Origin of the sequence: Alloyangia pacifica (genome assembly GCF_900116195.1) — a bacterium.
Classification (GTDB): domain Bacteria; phylum Pseudomonadota; class Alphaproteobacteria; order Rhodobacterales; family Rhodobacteraceae; genus Salipiger; species Salipiger pacificus.
The window spans coordinates 190,847-214,419 of record NZ_FOZW01000001.1; the positions used below are offsets into that span (position 1 = coordinate 190,847).

General features: G+C 66.1%; 26 protein-coding genes. 25 read left to right on the forward strand and 1 reads right to left on the reverse strand.

Annotated elements, in window-relative coordinates; translation table 11 throughout:
• Window positions 1-134: 134 nt before the first annotated feature.
• The 25 genes from BM397_RS00935 to BM397_RS01055 all read left to right on the forward strand — a co-directional run bounded on the left by BM397_RS00935 (window position 135) and on the right by BM397_RS01055 (window position 22,207).
• On the forward strand, window positions 135-500 hold the full coding sequence (locus BM397_RS00935) for an NADH-quinone oxidoreductase subunit A (RefSeq protein ID WP_092426464.1): 366 nt from the start codon (window positions 135-137) through the stop codon (window positions 498-500).
• Window positions 491-1,024, forward strand: coding sequence for a NuoB/complex I 20 kDa subunit family protein (locus BM397_RS00940; RefSeq protein WP_176476694.1), 534 nt, complete (start codon window positions 491-493; stop codon window positions 1,022-1,024). Before BM397_RS00935 ends, BM397_RS00940 begins: the two co-directional genes overlap by 10 nt.
• A 17-nt stretch (window positions 1,025-1,041) precedes the next feature.
• On the forward strand, window positions 1,042-1,653 hold the full coding sequence (locus BM397_RS00945) for an NADH-quinone oxidoreductase subunit C (protein ID WP_092426460.1): 612 nt from the start codon (window positions 1,042-1,044) through the stop codon (window positions 1,651-1,653).
• Window positions 1,653-2,873, forward strand: a complete 1,221-nt coding sequence (locus tag BM397_RS00950) for an NADH-quinone oxidoreductase subunit D (RefSeq protein WP_092426458.1) — start codon at window positions 1,653-1,655, stop codon at window positions 2,871-2,873. Before BM397_RS00945 ends, BM397_RS00950 begins: the two co-directional genes overlap by 1 nt.
• Entirely contained in the window at window positions 2,870-3,217 is a 348-nt protein-coding gene (locus BM397_RS00955) for a hypothetical protein (RefSeq protein WP_245696116.1), read from the forward strand. The genes BM397_RS00950 and BM397_RS00955 overlap by 4 nt, the downstream gene beginning before the upstream one ends.
• 94 nt (window positions 3,218-3,311) lie before the next feature.
• Window positions 3,312-4,454 (forward strand): NADH-quinone oxidoreductase subunit NuoE, encoded by a 1,143-nt coding sequence (nuoE, locus tag BM397_RS00960; protein ID WP_092426456.1) that lies wholly within the window; start codon window positions 3,312-3,314, stop codon window positions 4,452-4,454.
• Between the two features lie 27 nt (window positions 4,455-4,481).
• The gene (locus BM397_RS00965; protein ID WP_092426454.1) at window positions 4,482-5,210 is read left to right on the forward strand and encodes a helix-hairpin-helix domain-containing protein; all 729 of its coding nucleotides are present in this window, start codon (window positions 4,482-4,484) and stop codon (window positions 5,208-5,210) included.
• 67 nt (window positions 5,211-5,277) lie between these two features.
• Window positions 5,278-5,496, forward strand: a complete 219-nt coding sequence (locus BM397_RS00970) for a DUF5337 domain-containing protein (protein ID WP_092426452.1) — start codon at window positions 5,278-5,280, stop codon at window positions 5,494-5,496.
• A 3-nt stretch (window positions 5,497-5,499) separates the two neighbouring features.
• A complete protein-coding gene (gene nuoF, locus BM397_RS00975; RefSeq protein WP_092426449.1) occupies window positions 5,500-6,795 on the forward strand; it encodes an NADH-quinone oxidoreductase subunit NuoF in 1,296 nt (431 codons plus the stop codon).
• A 4-nt stretch (window positions 6,796-6,799) separates the two neighbouring features.
• Window positions 6,800-7,240 carry a DUF5333 family protein gene (locus tag BM397_RS00980; RefSeq protein ID WP_245696115.1) on the forward strand — a complete coding sequence of 147 codons (441 nt, stop codon included), beginning with the start codon at window positions 6,800-6,802 and terminating at the stop codon, window positions 7,238-7,240.
• Between the two features lie 2 nt (window positions 7,241-7,242).
• Window positions 7,243-7,590 carry a hypothetical protein gene (locus BM397_RS00985; RefSeq protein ID WP_092426447.1) on the forward strand — a complete coding sequence of 116 codons (348 nt, stop codon included), beginning with the start codon at window positions 7,243-7,245 and terminating at the stop codon, window positions 7,588-7,590.
• Window positions 7,591-7,718: 128 nt separating this feature from the next.
• Window positions 7,719-8,132, forward strand: a complete 414-nt coding sequence (locus BM397_RS00990; RefSeq protein ID WP_092426445.1) for a DUF5333 domain-containing protein — start codon at window positions 7,719-7,721, stop codon at window positions 8,130-8,132.
• Window positions 8,133-8,217: 85 nt separating this feature from the next.
• Window positions 8,218-10,206, forward strand: a complete 1,989-nt coding sequence (nuoG, locus tag BM397_RS00995) for an NADH-quinone oxidoreductase subunit NuoG (RefSeq protein WP_092426442.1) — start codon at window positions 8,218-8,220, stop codon at window positions 10,204-10,206.
• Window positions 10,207-10,209: 3 nt separating this feature from the next.
• On the forward strand, window positions 10,210-10,602 hold the full coding sequence (locus BM397_RS01000) for a YNQ4 family lipoprotein (protein ID WP_092426439.1): 393 nt from the start codon (window positions 10,210-10,212) through the stop codon (window positions 10,600-10,602).
• Window positions 10,603-10,612: 10 nt separating this feature from the next.
• Window positions 10,613-11,650 carry an NADH-quinone oxidoreductase subunit NuoH gene (nuoH, locus tag BM397_RS01005; protein ID WP_092426437.1) on the forward strand — a complete coding sequence of 346 codons (1,038 nt, stop codon included), beginning with the start codon at window positions 10,613-10,615 and terminating at the stop codon, window positions 11,648-11,650.
• A gap of 6 nt (window positions 11,651-11,656) precedes the next feature.
• A complete protein-coding gene (gene nuoI, locus BM397_RS01010) occupies window positions 11,657-12,151 on the forward strand; it encodes an NADH-quinone oxidoreductase subunit NuoI (protein ID WP_092426435.1) in 495 nt (164 codons plus the stop codon).
• Between the two features lie 112 nt (window positions 12,152-12,263).
• Window positions 12,264-12,686: a carboxymuconolactone decarboxylase family protein gene (locus tag BM397_RS01015; RefSeq protein WP_240989017.1), complete on the forward strand. Its 423-nt coding sequence runs from the start codon at window positions 12,264-12,266 to the stop codon at window positions 12,684-12,686.
• Window positions 12,683-13,291: an NADH-quinone oxidoreductase subunit J gene (locus tag BM397_RS01020; RefSeq protein WP_092426433.1), complete on the forward strand. Its 609-nt coding sequence runs from the start codon at window positions 12,683-12,685 to the stop codon at window positions 13,289-13,291. The genes BM397_RS01015 and BM397_RS01020 overlap by 4 nt, the downstream gene beginning before the upstream one ends.
• Window positions 13,292-13,412: 121 nt before the next feature.
• Complete coding sequence (nuoK, locus tag BM397_RS01025) at window positions 13,413-13,718, forward strand: NADH-quinone oxidoreductase subunit NuoK (protein ID WP_066100814.1); 306 nt, start codon at window positions 13,413-13,415, stop codon at window positions 13,716-13,718.
• Window positions 13,719-13,724: 6 nt separating this feature from the next.
• Window positions 13,725-15,887 (forward strand): NADH-quinone oxidoreductase subunit L, encoded by a 2,163-nt coding sequence (nuoL, locus tag BM397_RS01030; protein ID WP_092426430.1) that lies wholly within the window; start codon window positions 13,725-13,727, stop codon window positions 15,885-15,887.
• The gene (locus BM397_RS01035; RefSeq protein WP_092426428.1) at window positions 15,887-17,437 is read left to right on the forward strand and encodes an NADH-quinone oxidoreductase subunit M; all 1,551 of its coding nucleotides are present in this window, start codon (window positions 15,887-15,889) and stop codon (window positions 17,435-17,437) included. The genes nuoL and BM397_RS01035 overlap by 1 nt, the downstream gene beginning before the upstream one ends.
• Before the next feature lie 11 nt (window positions 17,438-17,448).
• Entirely contained in the window at window positions 17,449-18,891 is a 1,443-nt protein-coding gene (nuoN, locus tag BM397_RS01040) for an NADH-quinone oxidoreductase subunit NuoN (RefSeq protein WP_092426425.1), read from the forward strand.
• Window positions 18,892-18,990: 99 nt separating this feature from the next.
• Complete coding sequence (locus BM397_RS01045) at window positions 18,991-19,749, forward strand: biotin--[acetyl-CoA-carboxylase] ligase (RefSeq protein WP_092426423.1); 759 nt, start codon at window positions 18,991-18,993, stop codon at window positions 19,747-19,749.
• A gap of 11 nt (window positions 19,750-19,760) precedes the next feature.
• A complete protein-coding gene (locus BM397_RS01050; protein ID WP_092426421.1) occupies window positions 19,761-20,543 on the forward strand; it encodes a type III pantothenate kinase in 783 nt (260 codons plus the stop codon).
• Complete coding sequence (locus BM397_RS01055; protein ID WP_092426419.1) at window positions 20,540-22,207, forward strand: ribonuclease J; 1,668 nt, start codon at window positions 20,540-20,542, stop codon at window positions 22,205-22,207. The genes BM397_RS01050 and BM397_RS01055 overlap by 4 nt, the downstream gene beginning before the upstream one ends.
• 147 nt (window positions 22,208-22,354) lie before the next feature.
• On the opposite strand, the gene BM397_RS01060 is transcribed toward BM397_RS01055, so the two are convergent.
• Window positions 22,355-23,530, reverse strand: a complete 1,176-nt coding sequence (locus BM397_RS01060; protein ID WP_092426417.1) for a cytochrome P450 — start codon at window positions 23,528-23,530, stop codon at window positions 22,355-22,357.
• Between the last annotated feature and the right edge of the window lie 43 nt (window positions 23,531-23,573).

Consider the following 23,573-nt stretch of genomic DNA (forward strand, 5'->3'; position numbering starts at 1 on the left):
GTGTTTTCATCATTTGTGAATATCTTGGGCGGTTGTTGACCCGGCACGCACTCGGCGATAAGTCACTCACAGCAAGGCAACAAAGCCATGGTCTCCGCGCCGCTTAGCGGTGCGCCTCGCAAAGGAGCCACATCGTGGACGAGATGCTGCGGGAATATCTTCCCATCCTCGTTTTTCTCGCCGTCGCCGTCGGCCTCGGTCTCGTGCTCATCCTGGCGGCTGTCGTGCTGGCCGTGCGCAGCCCTGACCCGGAAAAAGTGTCGGCTTATGAATGCGGGTTCAACGCCTTCGACGACGCGCGGATGAAGTTCGACGTCCGGTTCTACCTGGTCTCGATCCTCTTCATCATCTTCGACCTCGAGATCGCCTTCCTCTTCCCCTGGGCCACTGCCTTCAAGGACGTGAGCATGGTCGGCTTCTGGTCGATGATGGCCTTCCTCGCGGTGCTGACAGCGGGCTTTGCCTACGAATGGAAGAAAGGGGCGCTCGAATGGGAGTGATGACCGGGCTCAACACCGCCGGTGGCGACCGCGAGGTCGCGACGCAGGCGCTGAACCGCGAGCTGCAGGACAAGGGCTTCCTGCTGACCTCCGTCGATGACGTGATCAACTGGGCGCGTACCGGCTCTTTGCACTGGATGACCTTCGGTCTGGCCTGCTGCGCCGTCGAGATGATGCAGACCTCGATGCCGCGCTACGACCTCGAGCGCTTCGGCACCGCACCGCGCGCGTCGCCGCGGCAGTCGGATTTGATGATCGTCGCCGGCACGTTGACCAACAAGATGGCCCCGGCGCTGCGCAAGGTCTACGACCAGATGCCCGAGCCGCGCTACGTCATTTCGATGGGCTCCTGCGCCAACGGGGGCGGCTACTATCACTACAGCTATTCCGTGGTGCGCGGCTGCGACCGCGTGGTTCCGGTGGACGTCTATGTCCCGGGCTGCCCGCCGACAGCCGAGGCGCTGCTCTACGGGCTGATGGCCCTGCAGAAGAAAATCCGCCGCACCGGCACGATCGTGCGCTGAGCGCGGGAGGAGGAGCAATGACGCAAGCACTGAACGAGCTGGGTGGACACATCGAGGTCAAGCGCCCCGATTGCGTGATCGCCTGGGACGTCACCCATGGCGAGCTGAACGTGGACGTGGCCCCGGCGAACATCGCCGGGCTGGTGGAGTTTCTCCGCAGCGACCCAACCTGCCGCTTCTCGTCGCTGGTGGACATCACCGCGGTCGACTATCCGAACCGGCCCAAGCGTTTCGACGTGGTCTACCACTTCCTGTCGATGTACCAGAACCACCGCATCCGCCTGCGCGTCTCGGTGCGCGAGGACGAGATCGTGCCCTCGATCACCGCGCTGCATCCTTCGGCCAACTGGCTGGAGCGCGAGGTCTTCGACATGTTCGGCATCCTGTTCTCGGGCCACCCGGACCTGCGCCGCATCCTCACCGACTACGGTTTCCGCGGCCACCCGCTGCGCAAGGACTTCCCGACCACGGGCTATGTCGAGGTGCGCTACGACGAAGAGCTGAAACGCGTCGTCTACGAGCCGGTGAAGCTGGTGCAGGAATACCGCCAGTTCGATTTCATGTCGCCCTGGGAAGGGGCGCAATACGTGCTGCCCGGCGATGAAAAGGCCGAGGAGGGGGCGAAGTGATGGACGGCTCCAAAGGTTTCGAAGACGCCCTGTCGGGCGAGCAGAAGATCCGCAACTTCAACATCAACTTCGGCCCGCAGCACCCGGCGGCGCACGGCGTGCTGCGCCTCGTGCTCGAGCTTGACGGCGAGATCGTCGAGCGCTGCGATCCGCACATCGGCCTGCTGCACCGCGGCACCGAGAAGCTGATGGAGAGCCGCACCTACCTGCAGAACCTGCCGTATTTCGACCGGCTCGACTACGTCGGCACGATGAACCAGGAACACGCCTGGGTGCTGGCCATCGAAAAGCTCTGCAACGTCGAGGTGCCGCGCCGCGCCCAGCTGATCCGCGTGCTCTACTGCGAGATCGGGCGCATCCTGAACCACCTGCTGAACGTCACCACGCAGGCCATGGACGTGGGTGCGCTGACGCCGCCGCTCTGGGGCTTCGAGGAACGCGAGAAGCTGATGGTCTTCTACGAGCGGGCATGTGGCGCACGCCTGCATGCGGCCTACTTCCGGCCCGGCGGCGTCCACCAGGACCTGCCGCCCGAGCTGATCGACGACATCGCCGAATGGTGCGCGCAGTTCCCGGCCCGCCTGCAGGACATCGACGACCTGCTGACCGAGAACCGCATTTTCAAGCAGCGCAATGCCGACATCGGTGTGGTCACCGAGCAGGACATCCAGGAGCACGGCTTCTCGGGCGTCATGGTGCGCGGGTCGGGCCTTGCCTGGGACCTGCGCCGCGCGCAGCCCTACGAGTGCTACGACGAGTTCGAGTTCCAGATCCCGGTCGGCAAGAACGGCGACTGCTACGACCGCTACCTCGTCCGCATGGCCGAGATGCGCGAGAGCGTGAAGATCATGGTTCAGGCCTGCGAGAAGCTGAAGCTGCCCGAGAACCAGGGCGACGTGCTGGCGCGCGGCAAGATCACCCCGCCGAAACGCTCTGAGATGAAGACCTCGATGGAGGCGCTCATCCACCACTTCAAGCTCTACACCGAGGGCTTTCACGTCCCCGCGGGCGAGGTTTACGCCTGCGTCGAGGCGCCCAAGGGCGAGTTCGGCGTGTATTTGGTCGCCGACGGCAGCAACAAGCCCTACCGCGCCAAGCTGCGCGCGCCGGGCTTCCTGCACCTGCAGGCGATGGACTATTTGTGCAAGGGCCACCAGCTGGCCGACGTCGCGGCGATCCTCGGTTCGCTCGACATCGTGTTCGGGGAGGTTGACCGATGATGATCCGTGTTTCCACCGCGCTGGCCGCGCTTGGCCTGCTGACCGCCTGCGCCATGCCGCCGAAGGGCACCGACGAGCAGGACCTGCTGGCCTGGGACGACGCGGTGACTTCGATCGGCTGCGAGCTGATCTCTGAAAGCGACTACCAGCCGGTCGAGCTGCAGAGCGGACTGAGCCGTGACCAGGTGCAGAAGATCGCCTCCTACAAGGTCAAGACCGAGCAGGCCGTGCGGACCGAGACCGGTGGCGTGCGCCTGGTGACCGGCAGCTGTGCCCCCGCCTCGGAAGCGCCCCTCTCGGAGCCCGTGGCTGACGCAGAGACCGCCGAGACAGCGGCGGGCTGACAGATTACAGAGCGGCGGGGCACCGGCCCCGTCCCAACGCCGCGGCGGCACCTCCGCCCCCGGCCAATGACATGAACCGAAGGTCCGTTTGCCCATGCTGCGCCGTCTTCATCACGAACAGCCCGAGAGCTTCGCTTTCACGCCCGCCAACATGGACTGGGCGGAAGCGCAGATCAGCAAGTATCCCGAGGGCCGTCAGGCCAGCGCCGTCATCCCGCTGCTGTGGCGGGCGCAGGAGCAGGAGGGCTGGCTGAGCCGCCCCGCCATCGAATACGTCGCCGACATGCTGGGCATGGCCCACATCCGCGCGCTCGAGGTGGCAACCTTCTACTTCATGTTCCAGCTGCAGCCGGTGGGCTCTGTTGCGCACGTACAGATCTGCGGCACCACCTCGTGCATGATTTGCGGCGCCGGTGAGTTGATGGAGGTCTGCAAGGCCAAGATCGCCGCCAAGCCGCATGAGGTCTCGGCGGACGGCAAGTTCTCCTGGGAAGAGGTCGAGTGCCTCGGGGCCTGCTCGAACGCGCCCATGGCGCAGATTGGCAAGGATTACTACGAGGACCTGACCGGCGAGAAGCTGGCCGAGATCCTCGACGCCATGGCGGCGGGCAGCGTGCCGACGCCGGGCCCGCAGAACGGCCGCTTCGGCTCCGAGCCGCTGGGCGGCCCGGTTGTGCTGACCGAGGGCGCGGGCGAGGGCGAGAAGCTCAACGCCTCCGTCGCGCTGGCAACCGAGATCGGCGACACCATCAAGCGCATCGACGGCACCGAGGTGCCGCTGCGCGCACCCTGGCGCGATCGTTCGGACGAGCAGGGCGATGCCACGCCTGACACCCATGCGCCGAAGCTGTCCGAAGGCGCCCCGGCGGATGAGACCGGCATCGACAAGCGCGAGGCTCCGGTGAAACCGGCCGCGGAGGTCGCCTCGGACGTCAGCGAGGGCCGCAAGCCCGAGACCCTGAGCGCGCCGCGCGAGGGCGGGGCGGACGACCTCAAGAAGATCAAGGGCGTCGGCCCCAAGCTCGAGGCGCTGCTGCACAGCCTCGGCTTCTTCCACTTCGGGCAGATCGCCTCCTGGACCGAGGAAGAGCTGGCCTGGGTGGATGCCAATCTCGAAGGTTTCAAGGGCCGCGCCTCGCGTGACGCGTGGGTTGCCCAGGCCAAGACCCTGGCCGAAGGTGGCGAGACGGAGTTCTCGGCCCGCGTGGAAAAGGGCGAGGTCTACGACGACGATTGACCCAATGACATAACGAGGGAGTGAGAGATGACAGACATGACGATGCAGGACGGGTGCGCACGCAAGTGCTGGATAGCAGCGGCCGTGATCGGCCTCGTCGTCATTCTGTTTGCCCTGGGGGGACATAAGGGATTTCTGGCGGCGCTGCTGCTCGGGCTTCTCGCAACCGGTCTTCTGGGCTCGCTCTTCACCTGGCTCTCCTGCGCGCCGGTGCCGAAGCTGGCGGAGCGCTCGCCGATCTCGCAGCTGACACCCTCGGTCGAGGGGGAGGTGCCGTCGGTCCCGGATCACGCGCCGGCAGCCCCGGCACCGCTGATGTCCGAGCCCGCGCCGGTGGTGGAAGATACACCCGCTCCGGCGGCTGAGGAGACGCCCGCGGCGGCACCCGCAGAGGCACCCAAGGCGGCGCCGGTCGCGCCTGCGGAGGAAAAGACCACCCCGGCTGCGGCAGGGGCGGAGGACGAGGGGGGCTCGCAGCCCGAGGCGCTGGCACAACCGCGCTCCGGCGAGGCGGACAACCTGAAGGAAATCAAAGGCGTGGGTCCCAAGCTCGAACAGCTGCTGCACGAGTTGGGCATCTACCATTTCGACCAGATCGCGGGCTGGAGCCCTGCGGAGGTCGCATGGATGGATCAGAACCTGAAAGGGTTCCGCGGCCGGGTCTCGCGCGATGACTGGATCGGGCAGGCCAAGGTACTGGCGGCGGGCGGGGAGACCGAGTTCTCCAAGCGCGTCGAGGATGGCGAGGTCTACTGACCCGCCGAGGGAATGAAGGCGCCGCCGGTCGTGACCGGCGGCGCGCGAACGAGGAACCGGACCGAGGATGAACGGACAGGATCAGCAGGGACGGCAGGGGCGGATCATCGCGCTCGTCATCGCCGGCACCGGCCTGGCCTGGATCGTGGTCACGGTGGCCGGAGAGATGCTGGGCTGGACCCAGCGCACGAGGGCCCTTTTCGACCTTGCGGCACTGGCCGGGTTCGGATGGGCGATCTGGATGATTTACGGGCTCTGGCGGTCACGCCGGACAGACAAGGACTGAGCGATGCTGAAGGACGAAGATCGGATCTTTACCAATCTCTACGGCATGCATGACCGCTCCCTCGCCGGGGCGAAGAAGCGTGGCCACTGGGACGGCACGGCCGGCATCATCGCCAAGGGCCGCGACTGGATCATCGACGAGATGAAGGCTTCGGGCCTGCGCGGCCGGGGCGGGGCGGGTTTCCCGACCGGTCTCAAGTGGTCCTTCATGCCCAAGGAAAGCGACGGTCGCCCGGCCTACCTGGTGATCAATGCTGACGAATCCGAGCCCGCGACCTGCAAGGACCGCGAGATCATGCGCCACGATCCGCACACGCTGATCGAGGGCGCGCTGATCGCCTCCTTCGCGATGAACGCGCATGCGAGCTACATCTACATCCGCGGCGAATACATCCGCGAGCGCGAGGCGCTGCAGGCGGCGATCGACGAGTGCTACGACGCGGGCCTGCTGGGAAAGAACGCCGCCGGCTCGGGCTGGGATTTCGATCTCTACCTGCACCACGGCGCGGGCGCCTACATCTGCGGCGAGGAAACCGCGCTGCTCGAAAGCCTCGAGGGCAAGAAGGGCATGCCGCGGATGAAGCCGCCGTTCCCGGCGGGCTCCGGCCTTTACGGCTGCCCGACCACGGTGAACAACGTGGAATCCATCGCCGTCGCCCCGACCATCCTGCGCCGCGGCGCGACCTGGTTCTCCTCCTTCGGGCGGCAGAACAACGCGGGCACCAAGCTTTTCGCCCTGACCGGCCACGTGAACACGCCCTGCGTCTTCGAGGAGCAGATGTCGCTGCCCGTGCGCGAGCTGATCGAGAAGCACGGCGGCGGCATCCGTGGCGGCTGGGACAATCTCAAGGCGATCATCCCCGGCGGGGCCTCCTGCCCGATCCTGCCCAAGGACAAGCTCGAGGATGCCATCATGGACTTCGACTGGATGCGCCAGAACCAGTCGTCCTTCGGCACCGGCTGCATGATCGTCATGGATCAGAACACCGACGTGATCAAAGCCGTCTGGCGCCTGTCGAAATTCTTCAAGCACGAAAGCTGCGGCCAGTGCACGCCGTGCCGCGAGGGCACCGGCTGGATGATGCGGGTGATGGATCGCCTGGTGAGCGGCGACGCGGAGGTCGAGGAGATCGACATGCTGCTCAACGTCACCAAGCAGGTCGAGGGCCACACCATCTGCGCGCTCGGCGACGCGGCGGCCTGGCCGATCCAGGGCCTGATCCGTCACTTCCGCGAGGAGATCGAGGACCGGATCAAGGCCAAGCGGACCGGGCGCATGGGCGCCATGGCGGCCGAGTGATCCGATGCGCGTGACAATGGTACTTGGTGGTTTCGGTCTGATGGCGGCGCTCGCAATGGCGGGCTGCGCGGCGACGCCCTCGGCGGGCGTGGGCGGCGGATTTTCGGGTGGCTCGGTCGCGGGCCGCTGGGAGCAGCGCGTTGTGACCATCTCGATGGCCGAGCGCATTGCCGACGCCTGCCACGACGAGGGCATCTACCTTGCCCCGTCGCGTTGGGGCGGGGCGGTGCACCGCGCGACCGAGGAAATGGCGGCAGAGGGCACTGACCGGAGCGCGCTCGAGGCCGCCTTCCAGGCGCAGGATTTCGGCGCGCTGTCGATGCAGATCGACCGGCAGCTCGCCAGCAAGGGCGTCGTGCCGGGACAGCCTCAGAGCCTGTGCCGTGTCGGCGCAGAAGAAATCGCGGCGGGGTCCGATCTGGGCCAGACGCTGAAGAAGGGATGACCATGGAACTGAACACGCCAAAGCTTTGCCGCACCGGCGCGATGCTCGCGCTTGCGGCGCTGCTTGCAGCCTGCGGGGCGAGCAAGGACGATCCCGAGTTCGGCGGCCTGAAGTTCCGCGGCTCGGCCAAGGCGGTCGGTGACGACCGAGCGAATTTCGCGGCCACCATCAGCAACGCGGTGCGCGCGCCCTCTGCGGCCGTCGATGCCGGGTTCTACGAAGGCACCAAGTACTGCATCAACTACCTCGGCACCTCGGACATCGCCTGGGCGGTGGACCCCGAGGCGATGCGCGCGCAGCCGCGCATGTCGGGCAAGGATCTGGTGATGCGGGGGCGCTGCGTGGAATGAGTGGGGGCGCGCTCATATTGGCGGGATTTCCGGGCGGATATTGCATAGCCGCCGGTCGGACCCCCACATCCCTTGGCGAGGGAGTCCGCCTGTCGGCGGGGTCCGTATTGCGCCAGTGGAGTAAAGATATGAGCAAGCTCAGAACCACCGTCCTCGCCGCAACGCTGGGTCTGGCCGCGCTGCCCGGAGCCGTGATGGCCAAGCCGCCGCTCGGTGAGGTGCGCGAGATCCACGACGGTCTGATGGCCGTCGGCATCGCCGATGAAATCCGCAACCGCTGCGACAATATCGGCGCGCGGATGCTGACCGCCATGGGCTACCTGAACACGCTGAAGAACCGGGCCCGCGCGCTTGGCTACAGCGATGAGGAAATCGAGGACTACGTCACCTCGAAGGCCGAGAAGAAGAAGATGCGCGCCGATGGCGAGGCCTATCTGGCCGCGCGCGGCGTCTCCGCGAAAGACACGGCGGCCCTGTGCCGCGTCGGCCGCGAGGAAATTGCACGGGGCAGCGCCATCGGCGCGCTCCTGAGGGAGAAATGATGCGACACGCGACGTGCATATCCCCCAGCGCCCTGCCGCAGGCGGCGGGAGCGTCGCGTGTGTCACCAGTCATGGGAAGATGCCAATGACCAACCTTCGTAAGATCATCATCGACGGCACCGAGATCGAGGTGGACGGGGCGATGACCCTGATCCAGGCCTGTGAGGAAGCCGGCATCGAGGTGCCGCGCTTCTGCTATCACGAGCGCCTGTCCATCGCCGGCAACTGCCGCATGTGCCTTGTCGAGGTGGTCGGCGGCCCGCCCAAGCCCGCCGCCTCCTGCGCCATGCAGGTGCGCGACCTGCGGCCCGGCCCCGAGGGCCAGCCGCCGGTCGTGAAGACCAACTCGCCGATGGTCAAGAAGGCCCGCGAGGGGGTGATGGAGTTCCTGCTCATCAACCACCCGCTTGACTGCCCGATCTGCGACCAGGGCGGCGAATGCGACCTGCAGGACCAGGCGATGGCCTATGGCGTCGACTTCTCGCGCTTCCGCGAGGCGAAGCGCGCGGTCGAGGATCTCGACCTCGGTCCGCTGGTCGAGACCCACATGACCCGCTGCATCTCCTGCACCCGTTGCGTGCGTTTCACCACCGAAGTGGCCGGGCTGACGCAGATGGGCCAGACCGGGCGCGGCGAGGATGCCGAGATCACCTCGTATCTGAACCAGACGCTCGACTCGAACCTGCAGGGCAATATCATCGACCTCTGCCCCGTGGGCGCGCTAGTGTCGAAACCCTATGCCTTCACCGCCCGTCCCTGGGAGCTGACCAAGACCGAGTCCATCGACGTGATGGACGCGCTTGGCTCGAACATCCGCGTCGACACCAAGGGCCGTGAAGTCATGCGCTTCCTTCCCCGGAACAACGACGGCGTGAACGAGGAGTGGCTGTCGGACAAGAGCCGCTTCGTCTGGGACGGTCTGCGCCGCCAGCGTCTCGACCGGCCCTATGTCCGCAAGGACGGCAAGCTGAAGCCCGCCACCTGGCCCGAGGCGCTCGCCGCGGTGGGGTCGGCGCTGAAGGGCGCCAAGAAAGTGGCCGGCCTTGTCGGTGATCTGGTTCCGGTCGAAGCCGCCTTCTCGCTCAAGCAGCTGGTCGAAGCGCTCGGCGGCTCGGTCGAATGCCGCACCGATGGTGCGCGCCTGCCGGTGGGCAACCGCTCGGCCTATGTGGGCAACGTTGCGATCGAGGACATCGACACCGCCAAGGAGATCGTGCTGATCGGCACCAACCCGCGCGACGAGGCGCCGGTGCTGAACGCGCGCATCCGCAAGGCCTGGATCGCCGGCGCCGAGGTCAAGCTGATCGGCGAGGTCGCCGACCTGACCTATGACGTGACGCATCTCGGCACCGATCGCGCGGCCCTGGCCGATGCGAAGGTTTCCGAAGATGCCATCGTGATCGTGGGGCAGGGCGCCCTGCGCGAGGCGGACGGTCTGGCGGTTCTGGCCGCGGCCCAGGCGCTCACCGGCAAGCTGCTGGTGCTGCACACCGCCGCTGCCCGTGTCGGCGCGCTCGACGTGGGCGCGGTGACCGAGGGCGGTCTGGAAGCTGCCACCAAGGACGCCGACGTGATCTTCAACCTCGGCGCCGACGAGATCGAGATCGAGGCCGGCGCCTTCGTGATCTACCAGGGTTCGCACGGCGATCGGGGCGCACACCGCGCCGACGTGATCCTGCCGGGCGCCGCCTACACCGAGGAGAACGGCCTTTTCGTCAACACCGAGGGCCGGCCGCAGCTGGCCTTCCGCGCCGGGTTTGCGCCGGGCGAGGCGAAGGAGAACTGGGCGATCCTGCGGGCGCTCTCGGCCGAGGTTGGCAAGACCCTGCCGTGGGACAGCCTCGCGCAGCTTCGCCAGGCGCTGGTCGCCGCGGTGCCGCACCTGGCGCAGATCGACATGGTGCCGGAGAACGAGTGGGTGGCGCTGGAGACCGACAAGCTGGGCGATGCGTCGTTCCGCAACGCGGTCAAGGACTTCTGGCTGACCAACCCGATCGCCCGCGCCTCGGTGCTGATGGCCGAGCTTTCGGCCAACGCAAAGGCGCGCCGCGAGGCGCCCATGGCAGCCGAGTGATCCATGCCCGCGCGGATATCCCTTTCACTGGCGGCACTGGCCGCGCTCTGTGCCTGCGAGCAGCCTTCGGAGGACAAAGCGCCGTTCGTGCCTGCCTACGAGGGGATCGAAACGCGGCTGCTGGACGGCGATCTGGTGAACTTCCTCGTGGCCATGCGCGGAGCGCGCGGCTCGGAAGATGTAGAGAACTACGCAGATTGCGCCGCGGCGCAATATGCGCTGATCCGGGGCTACGGATTTGCGCGACATCTGCGGACGAATGTATCGGAAGAGGGTGGCCTCTGGCGCGGAGATGCTGTTTACACCATCTCGGCGGCGCTGCCCCGCGGGCTCAAGACGATCGACGCGGAAGTCGTCGCGTCAGCCTGCGCCGAGAACGGAATACCGATGGTGTGAGGGACACTTGATGGCAGACTTCTTCGCGACCCCCTTCGGCATCTTCATCCTTGTGCTCGCGCAAACCCTTGCGGTCGTGGCCTTCGTGATGATCTCGCTGTTGTTCCTGGTCTACGGCGACCGCAAGATCTGGGCCGCCGTCCAGATGCGGCGCGGCCCCAACGTCGTGGGGGTGTTCGGCATTCTCCAGTCGGTGGCGGACGCTCTGAAATACATCCTCAAGGAAGTGGTGATCCCGGCGGGCTCTGACAAGGCCGTCTTCCTGCTGGCACCGATTATTTCCTTCGTCTGCGCGATGATCGCCTGGGCGGCGATCCCGTTCAACGACGGCTGGGTGCTGGCGGACATCAACGTGGCGATCCTCTACGTGATGGCGATCAGCTCGCTCGAGGTCTACGGCGTGATCATGGGGGGCTGGGCGTCGAACTCGAAGTACCCGTTCCTCGGCTCGCTCCGCTCGGCGGCGCAGATGATCTCCTACGAGGTGTCGATCGGCCTGATCATCATCGGCGTGATCATCTCCACCGGCTCGATGAACTTCGGCGACATCGTGCGCGCCCAGGACGGCAGCTTCGGCTTCTTCAACTGGTACTGGCTGCCGCACTTCCCGATGGTCTTCCTGTTCTTCATCTCGGCGCTGGCCGAGACCAACCGTCCGCCGTTCGACCTTCCCGAAGCGGAATCCGAACTGGTGGCCGGCTACCAGGTGGAATATTCCTCGACGCCCTTCCTGCTGTTCATGGCAGGTGAATACATCGCGATCTTCCTGATGTGCGCGCTGACCTCGCTGCTGTTCTTCGGCGGCTGGCTGTCGCCGATCCCCGGCCTGCCCGACGGCGTGCTGTGGATGGTCGCGAAGATGGCGTTCTTCTTCTTCATCTTCGCGATGGTGAAGGCGATCACCCCGCGCTACCGCTACGACCAGCTGATGCGCCTTGGCTGGAAGGTGTTCCTGCCGTTCAGCCTGTTCTGGGTGGTCTTCGTGTCCTTCGCGGCGAAATTCGGATGGTTCTGGGGCGTCTTCGCCCGTTGGACCACGGGAGGTTAAGCAACCATGGCATCGATCGACTACGGCCGGGCAGCCAAGTATTTCCTGCTGGCGGACTTCATCAAGGGCTTCCAGCTGGGCCTGCGCTACTTCTTTGCGCCCAAGCCCACGCTGAACTACCCGCACGAGAAGGGCTACCTGTCTCCGCGCTTCCGCGGCGAGCACGCGCTGCGCCGCTATCCCAACGGCGAAGAGCGCTGCATCGCCTGCAAGCTCTGCGAGGCGATCTGCCCGGCGCAGGCCATCACCATCGACGCCGAGCCGCGGGACGACGGCAGCCGCCGCACCACGCGCTACGACATCGACATGACGAAGTGCATCTACTGCGGCTTCTGCCAGGAAGCCTGCCCGGTGGATGCCATCGTCGAGGGGCCGAACTTCGAGTTCTCGACCGAGACCCGCGAGGAGCTTTTCTACGACAAGGAGAAGCTGCTGGCGAACGGCGAGCGCTGGGAGGCCGAGATCGCCCGCAACCTCGAACTCGACGCCCCCTACCGCTGACACCCGACGCATCAAAGGACACCATGACCGCCACCGCCGCCATCACCCTCCGCCAAGCCCTCCGCGCCGACGCGCGGGGCCGGGAAGGGTGCGCGCTGAAAGGAGTGCGGTCATGACCGATCCGAAGATGCCCTTCGACAAGACGCCCTTCGAGCTGATGATGACCCAGGCGCAGGAGATGGCGAAAGCCTTCAACCCCGCGCTGGAGAGCTTCGCGCCGAAGGAGTTCGAGAAGCTCTGGCCGACCATGCCCAAGGACATCATGGAGTTCTGGTTCGGCAAGGGCATGTCGAAGGACGGGCTCGACGCCAAGACCCGGCTGCTGCTGACGCTGGCCGGGCTGACCATGCAGGGCGCACAGGCCGACACGCCGGTGCGCATGACTGTGCGCCACCTCATGGAGGCCGGCGCCACGAAAGACGAGATCGCCGAGACCATCGCGCATATGTCGATGTTCGCCGGCATACCCGCCATGACCCGCGCCATGGAGCTTGCGCGCGAGGTGATGGAAGACAACAAGGATGACGCAAAATGACCGTGTTCGCCTTCTACCTCTTTTCGCTCTGCGCCATCGTGGGCGGGCTGTTCACGGTGATCGCCCGCAACCCGGTGCACTCGGTGCTCTGGCTGATCCTCGCCTTCCTCAGCTCGGCGGGGCTCTTCGTCCTGCTGGGCGCGGAATTCGTCGCGATGCTGCTGGTCATCGTCTACGTCGGTGCCGTGGCGGTGCTCTTCCTCTTCGTGGTGATGATGCTCGACGTCGATTTCGCCGAGCTGCGTGCGGGAATGGCGAAATACATGCCGCTGGCGCTGCTCATCGGCGTGGTCATCCTGATGCAACTCGGCATGGCCTTCGGCGGCTGGCAGGCCTCGGAACTGGCCTCGAGCCAGCTTTCGGCCCCGGCGCCCGCGCCCGAGGAGATGCAGAACACCGTGGCGCTCGGCGTGCTGCTTTATGACCGCTACTTCCTGCTGTTCCAGCTGGCTGGCCTGATCCTCTTGGTCGCGATGATCGGGGCGATCGTGCTGACGCTGCGCCACCGCACCAACGTCAAGCGCCAGAACGTGCTGCACCAGATGTGGCGCGACCCGGCCAAGGCGCTGGAGATGAAGGACGTGAAGCCCGGGCAGGGGCTCTGAAATCAGACCGCCGTGCCGCCCGGGAGGGGCAGGCGCGGCGGGCAACGGGATATGACGCGGACCCACCCGGAAAAGGGCCGCGAGGGACTAGAAGGATCGGGGCAGAGACCCGGAGGGATGCATGATCGGACTTGAACATTACCTGACGGTGGCGGCCGTGCTGTTCGTCATCGGGATTTTCGGGATCTTCCTCAATCGGAAGAACGTGATCATCCTGCTGATGTCGATCGAGCTCATCCTGCTCTCGGTCAACATCAACTTCGTCGCCTTCTCGTCCTTCCTGGGCGATCTCGCGGGGCAGGTCTTCACGCTCTTCGTGCTGACCGTGGCAGCCGCCGAGGCGGCGATCGGCCTCGCGATCCTCGTCTGCTTCTTCCGCAACCGCGGCTCCATCGCCGTGGAAGACGTCAACGTGATGAAAGGCTGACCGCCCATGGAGACGATCATTCTCTTTGCCCCGCTGCTCGGGGCCGTGCTGGCGGGTTTCGGCTGGCGCTTCATCGGCGAGAAGGGGGCCATGTGGGTGACCACGGGCCTGCTGTTCCTGGCCTGCCTGCTGTCTTGGATCGTGTTCCTCTTCCTCGGCGAGGCAGAGACCATACCGTTGTTCCGCTTCATCGAGTCCGGCTCGCTGAGCACCGAATGGGCGATCCGCTCGGACCGCCTGACGGCGATCATGCTGATCGTGGTCACCACGGTTTCGGCGCTCGTGCACCTCTACAGCTTCGGCTACATGGCGCATGACCCGCAGTTCAAGGAAGGCGAGAGCTACAAGCCGCGCTTCTTTGCCTACCTGTCCTTCTTCACCTTCGCGATGCTCGCGCTGGTAACCTCGGACAACCTCGTGCAGATGTTCTTCGGCTGGGAAGGCGTGGGCGTCGCGTCCTACCTGCTGATCGGTTTCTACTACAAGAAACCCTCGGCGGGCGCGGCGGCAATGAAGGCCTTCATCGTGAACCGCGTGGGCGACTTCGGCTTCCTGCTCGGCATCCTGGGCCTCTTCTTCCTCACCGACTCGATCCGCTTCGACGACATTTTCGCCGCGGCGCCGCAGCTGGCGGAGACGCAGCTCACCTTCCTCTGGACCGACTGGAATGCGGCGAACCTGCTGGCCTTCCTGCTGTTCGTCGGCGCGATGGGCAAATCGGCGCAGCTCTTGCTGCACACCTGGCTGCCCGACGCGATGGAAGGCCCGACCCCGGTGTCGGCGCTGATCCACGCCGCGACCATGGTGACCGCCGGCGTGTTCCTCGTCTGCCGCATGTCGCCGCTGATGGAATACGCGCCCGAGGCGATGGCCTTCGTCACCTTCCTCGGCGCCACCACCGCCTTCTTCGCTGCGACGGTCGGCCTCGTGCAGAACGACATCAAGCGCGTGATCGCCTATTCGACCTGTTCGCAGCTCGGCTACATGTTCGTGGCGGCGGGCGTCGGCGTCTACTCGGCGGCGATGTTCCACCTGCTGACCCACGCCTTCTTCAAGGCGATGCTGTTCCTCGGCGCCGGCTCGGTGATCCACGCGATGCACCACGAGCAGGACATGCGGAACTACGGCGGCCTGCGCGGCAAGATCCCCTACACCTTCTGGGCGATGATGATCGGCACGCTGGCGATCACCGGCGTCGGCATCCCGCTGACCCACATCGGCTTTGCAGGCTTCCTGTCGAAGGACGCGATCATCGAGAGTGCATGGGCGGGCACCGGCGGCGGCTACGCCTTCTGGATGCTGGTCATCGCGGCGCTGTTCACCTCGTTCTACTCCTGGCGCCTGATTTTCCTGACCTTCTACGGCCGTCCGCGCGGCGACAAGCACACGCATGAGCATGCGCATGAAAGCCCCAAGGTCATGACCATTCCGCTGGCGGTCCTCGCCGTGGGCGCGGTCCTTGCCGGGATGGTCTTCTACGGTCCGTTCTTCGGCGACCACAACAAGGTCAACAGCTTCTTCGGCATCCCCGCGCATCACGCGGAGGCTTCGGAAGAGGGTCACAGTGAGGCGGCGGGCGAAGAGCACGCGGCTGCCACCGAGGAGCACGGCGAAGAGACCGCCGTCGCGACCGAGGAGCATGGTGCCGAAGCGACCGAAGCCGCGGCTGAGGAAGGCCACGCCGAGGCAGCGACGCATGTCGCGACCGGCATGGCCCCCGAGGGCGCGATCTTCATGGGCCCCGACAACCACGTGATGGACGAGGCGCACCACGCGCCGGTCTGGGTCAAGGTCTCGCCGTTCTTCGCCATGCTGATCGGCTTCGGCGTCGCGTATCTGTTCTACATCGTGAACCCGGCGCTGCCGAAGCGTCTGGCCGAGAACCAGCGTCCGCTGTACCTCTTCCTGCTGAACAAGTGGTATTTCGACGAGATTTACGACTTCATCTTCGTGCAGCCGGCCAAGGCGATCGGACGCTTCTTCTGGAAGCGGGGTGACGGCAATGTCATCGACGGTTCGATCAACGGCGTGGCGATGGGGATCATCCCATTCTTCACCAAGCTCGCGGGCCGCGCCCAGTCCGGCTACATCTTCACCTACGCCTTCGCCATGGTGATCGGCATCGCCGTTCTTGTCACCTGGATGTCGATCCTCGGAGGGGCTCACTAATGGCCAACCTTCTCTCCATCGTCACCTTCCTGCCCGCGCTGGCGGCGCTGATCCTCGCGCTGTTCCTGCGCGGCGGCGACGCCGCGGCGGACCGGAACGCCAAATGGCTCGCGATGATCGCGACCTCGGCGACCTTCGTGATCTCGCTGTTCATCCTGTTCCAGTTCGATCCGGCCAACACCGGCTTCCAGATGGTCGAAGAGGGCAGCTGGATCATGGGGCTCAAGTACAAGATGGGCGTCGACGGCATCTCGGTGCTCTTCGTGATGCTCACCACCTTCATGATGCCGCTGACCATCCTCGCCTCCTGGGGCGTGAAGACCCGGGTCAAGGAGTACATGATCGCCTTCCTGCTGCTGGAAACGCTGATGCTCGGCGTGTTCATGGCGCTGGACCTGGTGCTCTTCTACCTGTTCTTCGAGGCGGGCCTCATTCCGATGTTCCTGATCATCGGCATCTGGGGCGGCAAGGAGCGCATCTACGCGTCCTTCAAGTTCTTCCTCTACACCTTCCTCGGCTCGGTGCTGATGCTGGTGGCGATCGTCGCGATGTATGCCGATGCCGGCACGCTCGACATCCCGACGCTGCTGACGCATGAGTTCTCGACGGCGGGCTTCTCGGTGCTCGGCATCCACATCGTCGGCGGGCTGCAGACAATGCTCTGGCTGGCCTTCTTCGCCTCCTTCGCGGTGAAGATGCCGATGTGGCCGGTGCACACCTGGCTGCCGGACGCGCACGTGCAGGCGCCCACGGCAGGCTCGGTGGTGCTGGCGGCGATCCTGCTGAAGATGGGTGGCTACGGCTTCCTGCGCTTCAGCCTGCCGATGTTCCCCGTGGGCTCGGAGGTGCTGGCACCGCTGGTGTTCTGGATGTCGGCCATCGCCATCGTCTACACCTCGCTCGTCGCGCTGGTGCAGGAGGACATGAAGAAGCTCATCGCCTATTCGTCGGTCGCCCACATGGGCTACGTGACGCTGGGCATCTTCTCGGCCAACCAGCAGGGCGTAGACGGCGCGATCTTCCAGATGATCAGCCACGGCTTCGTCTCGGGCGCCCTCTTCCTCTGCGTCGGCGTCATCTACGACCGCATGCACACCCGCGAGATCGACGCCTACGGCGGCCTCGTGAACCGCATGCCGGCCTATGCGCTGATCTTCATGTTCTTCACCATGGCCAACGTCGGCCTGCCGGGGACCTCGGGCTTCATCGGTGAATTCCTGACGATGATGGGCATCTTCCAGGTCAACACCTGGGTTGCCGCCGTGGCCGCGACCGGGGTGATCCTCTCGGCGGCCTATGCGCTCTGGCTCTACCGCCGCGTGGTGTTCGGGGATCTCATCAAGGAGAGCCTGAAGACCATCCAGGACATGAACACCCGCGAGCGCTGGACCTTCGCGCCGCTGGTCGTGATGACCCTCTGGCTCGGGGTCTACCCCGCCGCCGCACTGGACATCATCGGCCCGTCGGTCGAGGCGCTGGTCAACCACTATGATACGGCCGTGGCGGCCGCCGATCTCGGCGGCAGCACCGTGGCCGAAGCGAACCACTGAGGGGGCGAGGCATGATCTCGGCTGATCTGAACACCATCCTTCCGGAGCTGCTGCTGTCGGTCTACGCCATGCTGGCGCTGCTCGGCGCGGTCTATACCGGCAAGGACAAGCTCGCCCCGGCGCTGGTCTGGCTCACCGCCGCGGTGATGGCGATCCTCGCGCTGTGGATCGGCACCGCCGGTTCCGGAACCACCGCGGCCTTCCATGGCATGTTCATCGACGACGCCTTCTCGCGCTTCGCCAAGGTGGTGATCCTCGTCGCCGCGGCCTGCGTGCTGGTGATGGGCCTCGGCTTCATGCAGAAGACCAAGATGCTGAAGTTCGAGTACCCGGTGCTCGTGGCGCTCTCGACCGTCGGCATGATGGTCATGGTCTCGTCGGGCGATCTGATGACGCTCTACATGGGGCTGGAGCTGATGTCGCTGGCGCTCTACGTGGTCGCCTCGCTGCGCCGCGACAGCGAGATGTCCACCGAGGCGGGCCTGAAGTACTTCGTGCTGGGCGCGCTCTCGTCGGGCATGCTGCTCTACGGCGCCTCGCTGACCTACGGTTTTGCCGGCACGACGCTCTTTTCGGGCATCATCAACGCTGCGTCCGAGGGTCACCTCTCGCTCGGCCTGCTGATCGGCCTCGTGCTGATGATCTCGGGCTTCTCGTTCAAGGTCTCCGCGGTGCCGTTCCACATGTGGACACCGGACGTCTACCAGGGCGCGCCGACCCCGGTCACCGCCTTCTTCGCCACCGCGCCGAAGGTTGCCGCCATGGCGCTCTTCGCCCGCGTGATGCATGACGCCTTCGGCGGGGCCGTGGCGGACTGGAGCCAGGTGGTCGCGCTGATCGCGGTGCTGTCGATGTTCCTCGGCTCGATCGCCGCCATCGGTCAGACCAACATCAAGCGCCTGATGGCCTATTCCTCGATCGCTCACATGGGCTACGCGCTGATCGGTCTTGCCGCCGGCACCGAGGCAGGCGTGCAGGCGATGCTGATCTACATGGTCATCTACGTGACGATGAACGTCGGCACCTTCGCCTTCATCATGTCGATGAGCAAGGACGGCCAGCCGGTCACCGACATCCGCGCGCTCGGCATGTATTCCAAGCGCGAGCCGGGCCGGGCGCTGGCCATGCTGGTGCTGCTGTTCAGCCTCGCCGGCGTGCCGCCGCTGCTGGGTTTCTTCGCCAAGCTGGGTGTCTGGCAGGCGGCCATCGCGCAGGACATGGTCTGGCTCGTCGTGGCCTCGGCGATCGCCTCGGCCATCGGTGCCTTCTACTACCTGCGGATCGTCTTCTACATGTACTTCGGCGAGGACCGCGAGGACGCGCTCGACGCCGGAGGCTCGCCGATCCTCTGGGGCTTCCTGGCGGTCTCGGCCTTCGTCATGGTCGCGGGGGTGGTGAACCTCTTCGGCATCGAAGGGGCTGCGGCCGCGGCAGCGGCGACCCTTGTCAACTGAGCCCCGCCTCGGGTAGGAGCCATCCAGTGACGCGCCCCCGGCGCGTCACTTTTTTTCGCCTTTGGCGAGTCCGCCTCCGGCGGGAGTATTTTCGGAAAGATGAAAGGGCAGGGCATGTGGCCTGAGGGCTATGGCCGGCGCGTGCTGGCCGAGGTGGACAGCACCAACGCAGAGGCGGCGCGGATCGTGCCGGGCCTGACCGGCCCCGAGTGGATACTCGGCCTGACCCAGGTGGCCGGGCGCGGCCGTCGCGGACGGCCCTGGACCATGCCCGCGGGGAACTTTGCCGGGACGCTGGTGCTGCCGGTGTCGGAGCCGCCGCAGGTGGTGGCCTTGCGCAGCTTCGTCGCCTCGCTTGCGCTCTACGAGGCGTTTGTCGCCGTCACTGGCCGGTCCGACATGCTGGCGCTGAAATGGCCCAACGACGTGCTGGTCAATGGCGGCAAGGTGGCGGGCATCCTGCTGGAGAGCCTCGGCCGTCACGGCGGGCGCGACTGGCTGGCGATCGGCATGGGGGTGAACCTTGCCGGGGCGCCGGACGTGGGCGAGGTCGAACCGGGCGCGCTGCGCCCGGTCTCGCTCATGTCCGAGGCCGGGGTGCGGGTGACGCCGGAGGAGTTCCTCGCGGTGCTCGCGTCCGCCTACGCGTGGGAGGAAGCGCGTTTCGTCGCGCTGGGGTTTGCCGGGCTGCGCGATGCCTGGCTGTCGCGCGCGGCGCGGCTCGGCGCGGTGATCACCGCGCGGACCGGGCGCCATGAATTTACCGGCACCTTCGAAACGGTGGACGATGCCGGCAATCTTGTCCTAAGGACAGCCAGCGGCCGGCAGGCGATTGCCGCGGCAGACGTGTTTTTCTGAGGGGGCGGCCCATGCTTCTGGCCATCGACTGCGGCAACACCAATACCGTGTTCTCGATCTGGGACGGGGAGCGCTTCCTCGCGACCTGGCGCACCTCGACCGAGCACCAGCGCACCGCCGACCAATATTACGTCTGGCTCTCGACGCTGATGGAGTTCCAGAAGATCGAAGCCGAGATCACCGATGTGATCGTTTCCTCGACCGTGCCGCGCGTGGTGTTCAACCTGCGTGTGCTGGCGGATCGCTATTTCAACACCCGAGCCATGGTGGTAGGCAAGCCCGAATGCGCGCTTCCCGTGGACGTTCGGGTGGATATCGGCACCAACGTGGGGCCGGACCGGCTGGTGAACACGGTGGCGGGCTATGATCTTTACGGCGGCGATCTCATCGTCGTCGATTTCGGCACCGCGACAACCTTCGACGTGGTGGCACAGGACGGCGCCTACGAGGGCGGGGTGATCGCACCGGGCGTCAACCTCAGCCTTGAGGCGCTGCACCAGGCTGCCGCCGCGCTGCCGCATGTGGACATCACCAAGCCACAGCGCGTGGTCGGAACAAACACCGTCGCCTGCATGCAGTCAGGCGTTTTCTGGGGCTATGTCGGCCTCGTCCGTGAAATCTGCGCGCGCATCAAGGCCGAACGTGACCGGCCGATGCGCGTCATCTCAACCGGTGGGCTGGCACCGCTCTTCCAGCAATCCGAAGACCTCTTCGACGACTGGCGGGAGGATTTGACCATGCATGGTCTCACCGTCATCCACGCATACAATCTTGGCAGGAGCCAAAGCACATGAGCAGTGAACGCATCATCTATCTTCCCCTCGGGGGTGCCGGCGAGATCGGCATGAACGCCTATGTCTACGGCTACGGCAAGCCGGGCGAGGAGCGCCTGATCCTCGTCGACATCGGCGTCGCCTTCCCCGACATGGACACGACGCCCGGCGTCGACATCATCTTTGCCGACATCAGCTGGCTGAAGGAAAACCGCGAGCGGCTCGAGGCGGTGTTCATCACCCACGCCCACGAGGACCACGTGGGCGCCATCGGCCATTGCTTCGAGGACCTCGGCGTGCCGGTCTACGCGCGCGCCTTCACCGCCAATATCGCCCGCGGCAAGCTGGCGGAATACGGCCATTCGCCCGAGACCGTCACCACGGTCTCGCCCTGGCCCGAGACCATCAAGGCCGGACCCTTCACCGTCGGCTTCCTGCCGATCTCGCACTCGATCCCGGAAAGCTCGGGGCTGGTCATCGACACCCCCGGCGGGCGGCTGGTGCACACCGGCGATTTCAAGCTCGACCCGAACCCGGTGGTGGGCGAGGCCTTCGATCCCGAGCTCTGGGCCGAGGTCTCGAAGGATGGCGTCAAGGCGCTGATCTGCGACTCGACCAACGTCTTCTCGCAGCACCCCGGCCGCAGCGAGATCACCGTCGGCCCCGAGATCGAGACGCTGATCGCCAGCGCTCCGCAGATGGTCGTCGCCACCACCTTCGCCTCGAACGTGGCGCGGGTGAAGACGCTGGCCGAGGCCGGCGAGCGGGCCGGGCGCTCGATCTGCCTGCTCGGCCGCGCCATGCGCCGGATGATCGAGGCGGCGATCGAGACCGGCGTGGTGACCTCCTTCCCGAAGGTCATCTCGCCCGAGGACGCCACGCAAATCCCGCGCGAGAACGTCATGCTGATCGTCACCGGCTCGCAGGGCGAGCGCCGGGCGGCCTCGGCGCAGCTGGCGCGCGGCAAGTACAACGGCATCGAGCTGAAGGAGGGCGATCTGTTCCTCTTCTCGTCGAAGACCATCCCGGGCAATGAGAAGGGCGTGATCCACATCATGAACTCGCTGTCGGAGAAGGGCGTCGATATCGTCGATGACGACGGCGGCAAGTACCATGTCTCGGGTCACGCCAACCGCCCTGACCTCGAGCGCATGCAGGACATCGTCAACCCGCAGATCGTCGTGCCGATGCACGGCGAGCACCGCCACCTGCGCGAACACATGAAGCTCGCCGAGGGCCGGGGCCGCGCCGGGGTGCTGGCGATCAACGGCACCATGGTGGACCTCTCGGGCAACCAGCCCACCGTGGCGGGCTATGTCGAGAGCGGCCGCACCTACCTCGATGGCTCGGTGCAGATCGGCGCCCTCGACGGCATCGTGCGCGATCGTATCCGCATGGCGCTGAACGGCCACGTCGTGGTGACGGTGATCCTCGATGAGGAAGACGAGCCGCTCGGCGAGCCCTGGTGCGAGCTCAAGGGCCTGCCGGAGCTGGGCCGCTCCAATGCGCCGCTGGTGGACATCCTCGAAGAGGACCTCAGCCAGTTCCTTGGCCGCGCCGGTGAGAAGACCCTGACCGACGACGACAAGCTCGAGGAAGGCATGCGCCGCATCGTGCGCAACTCGGCGGTCAACGAGATCGGCAAGAAGCCCGAGGTGACGGTGGTGATCAGCCGCCTGTCGTGATCGGACCTTCGGCGGTCCCTCGGGATCGACGGAAAAAAGGCGCGCCGTGAAAGCGGCGCGCCTTTTCATTTGTGCGACGAGAGCCGGACGAGGGCTTTCCCATGGGGTTGCGGTCGCCCGGCGGCTTCGCCTTAATTCCGGGCCTGATCAGCGCGTGATCTTCAGCGCCTCGAGGCCGTGGAAGTGATAGAGGTCGGCGTATTTCGGCGTTCCGGCCAGCTGCATCCCCTTGAGCCGTGCGAAGAGGATCGGCAGGGCCGTCACGAGCTCCAGCCGCGCCAGCGGCGCGCCGACGCAGAAATGCAGCCCGCCGCCGAAGCTGGTGTTGGTCACCGCGGGGCGCGTCGGGTCGAACCGCGCGGGATCTGCCCAGACGACCGGGTCACGGTTCGCCGCACCGAGCAGAAGCGCCACCTGATCGCCGCGCTGGAAGCTGTGGCCATAGGCCTCGACCTCCTCATAGGCGTAGCGGGTGAACATGTGCAGCGGCGGGTCGTAGCGCAGCACCTCCTCGACCACGGGCGCTGCGTTCTCCTCGGTGATGGTCACGCCTTGTTCCAGCAGCGTCTTGATACCGTTGCCCATGGTGTGCACCGTCGCCTCGTGCCCGGCGTTGAGCAGCAGGATGCAGGTGGTGATCAACTCATCGGTCGAGAGCTTCTCGCCGCCTTCCTCGGCCGCGATGAGATGCGACAGCAGATCGTCCCCGGGGCTCTTGCGGCGCTTGTTCACGTAGCCGCGCAGGAAGTCCGAGAACTCGGTGGCCGCCGTGGCCGCCGCCACCTCCATCTCCATGTCGCGCCGCGCCTGGTACATGCCGACCATGTCCGCCGACCAGCGCAGCAGCTGCGGCGCCATCTCCTCGGGCACGCCGAGCAGGCGCGCGATGACGATCACCGGGATCGGCTGGCAGAAGGCGGGGAGCAGATCGATCTCGCCGCTCTCGGGCATCTCGTCGATCAGCCGCTGCGCCAGCGCGGCGATCTCCGGCCCCAGCGCGGCGATGCGGCGCGAGGTGAAGGCGCGCAGCACCAGCCCGCGCAGCCGGGTGTGACGGGGCGGCTCCAGCTCCAGCATGGAATGCGCCTCGACGGCGTAGAAGGGCGCCTGATGCGCGGGGATCTCGGGGGCCATCTCCGGCGGCACCTCGCGGCCGAAGCGGCGGTCCTTCAGCAGCGCCGAGACGGCGCGCTGCGACACCGCACAGGGCAGGGCATAGTCGTCCCAGTAGGCAAGGTCGCCGGTGGCGCGCATCTCGTCGTAGAACGGGTAGGGGTCCTGCACGAAGGCCGGGTCGGTCGGGGATCGGGAAAAGTGGTGCATGGGTCTCATCGTGGTCATGCCGCAAGCCTAGGCCACGCGCGCG

Bases quoted from the DNA above. Each gene is read 5' to 3' on its own strand.
- BM397_RS01050 (WP_092426421.1), top strand. From the start codon at position 19,761: ATGCTTCTGGCCATCGACTGCGGCAACACCAATACCGTGTTCTCGATC.
- BM397_RS00990 (WP_092426445.1), top strand. From the start codon at position 7,719: ATGAGCAAGCTCAGAACCACCGTCCTCGCCGCAACGCTGGGTCTGGCC.
- nuoF (WP_092426449.1), top strand. From the start codon at position 5,500: ATGCTGAAGGACGAAGATCGGATCTTTACCAATCTCTACGGCATGCAT.
- nuoK (WP_066100814.1), top strand. From the start codon at position 13,413: ATGATCGGACTTGAACATTACCTGACGGTGGCGGCCGTGCTGTTCGTC.
- BM397_RS00940 (WP_176476694.1), top strand. From the start codon at position 491: ATGGGAGTGATGACCGGGCTCAACACCGCCGGTGGCGACCGCGAGGTC.
- nuoE (WP_092426456.1), top strand. From the start codon at position 3,312: ATGCTGCGCCGTCTTCATCACGAACAGCCCGAGAGCTTCGCTTTCACG.
- BM397_RS00955 (WP_245696116.1), top strand. From the start codon at position 2,870: ATGATGATCCGTGTTTCCACCGCGCTGGCCGCGCTTGGCCTGCTGACC.
- BM397_RS00945 (WP_092426460.1), top strand. From the start codon at position 1,042: ATGACGCAAGCACTGAACGAGCTGGGTGGACACATCGAGGTCAAGCGC.
- BM397_RS01015 (WP_240989017.1), top strand. From the start codon at position 12,264: ATGACCGATCCGAAGATGCCCTTCGACAAGACGCCCTTCGAGCTGATG.
- nuoL (WP_092426430.1), top strand. From the start codon at position 13,725: ATGGAGACGATCATTCTCTTTGCCCCGCTGCTCGGGGCCGTGCTGGCG.
- BM397_RS01055 (WP_092426419.1), top strand. From the start codon at position 20,540: ATGAGCAGTGAACGCATCATCTATCTTCCCCTCGGGGGTGCCGGCGAG.
- BM397_RS00980 (WP_245696115.1), top strand. From the start codon at position 6,800: ATGCGCGTGACAATGGTACTTGGTGGTTTCGGTCTGATGGCGGCGCTC.
- BM397_RS00985 (WP_092426447.1), top strand. From the start codon at position 7,243: ATGGAACTGAACACGCCAAAGCTTTGCCGCACCGGCGCGATGCTCGCG.
- nuoI (WP_092426435.1), top strand. From the start codon at position 11,657: ATGGCATCGATCGACTACGGCCGGGCAGCCAAGTATTTCCTGCTGGCG.
- BM397_RS01045 (WP_092426423.1), top strand. From the start codon at position 18,991: ATGAAAGGGCAGGGCATGTGGCCTGAGGGCTATGGCCGGCGCGTGCTG.
- BM397_RS00950 (WP_092426458.1), top strand. From the start codon at position 1,653: ATGGACGGCTCCAAAGGTTTCGAAGACGCCCTGTCGGGCGAGCAGAAG.
- BM397_RS01060 (WP_092426417.1), bottom strand. From the start codon at position 23,530: ATGCACCACTTTTCCCGATCCCCGACCGACCCGGCCTTCGTGCAGGAC.
- BM397_RS01035 (WP_092426428.1), top strand. From the start codon at position 15,887: ATGGCCAACCTTCTCTCCATCGTCACCTTCCTGCCCGCGCTGGCGGCG.
- BM397_RS01020 (WP_092426433.1), top strand. From the start codon at position 12,683: ATGACCGTGTTCGCCTTCTACCTCTTTTCGCTCTGCGCCATCGTGGGC.
- BM397_RS01000 (WP_092426439.1), top strand. From the start codon at position 10,210: ATGCCCGCGCGGATATCCCTTTCACTGGCGGCACTGGCCGCGCTCTGT.
- BM397_RS00965 (WP_092426454.1), top strand. From the start codon at position 4,482: ATGACAGACATGACGATGCAGGACGGGTGCGCACGCAAGTGCTGGATA.
- nuoG (WP_092426442.1), top strand. From the start codon at position 8,218: ATGACCAACCTTCGTAAGATCATCATCGACGGCACCGAGATCGAGGTG.
- nuoN (WP_092426425.1), top strand. From the start codon at position 17,449: ATGATCTCGGCTGATCTGAACACCATCCTTCCGGAGCTGCTGCTGTCG.
- nuoH (WP_092426437.1), top strand. From the start codon at position 10,613: ATGGCAGACTTCTTCGCGACCCCCTTCGGCATCTTCATCCTTGTGCTC.
- BM397_RS00970 (WP_092426452.1), top strand. From the start codon at position 5,278: ATGAACGGACAGGATCAGCAGGGACGGCAGGGGCGGATCATCGCGCTC.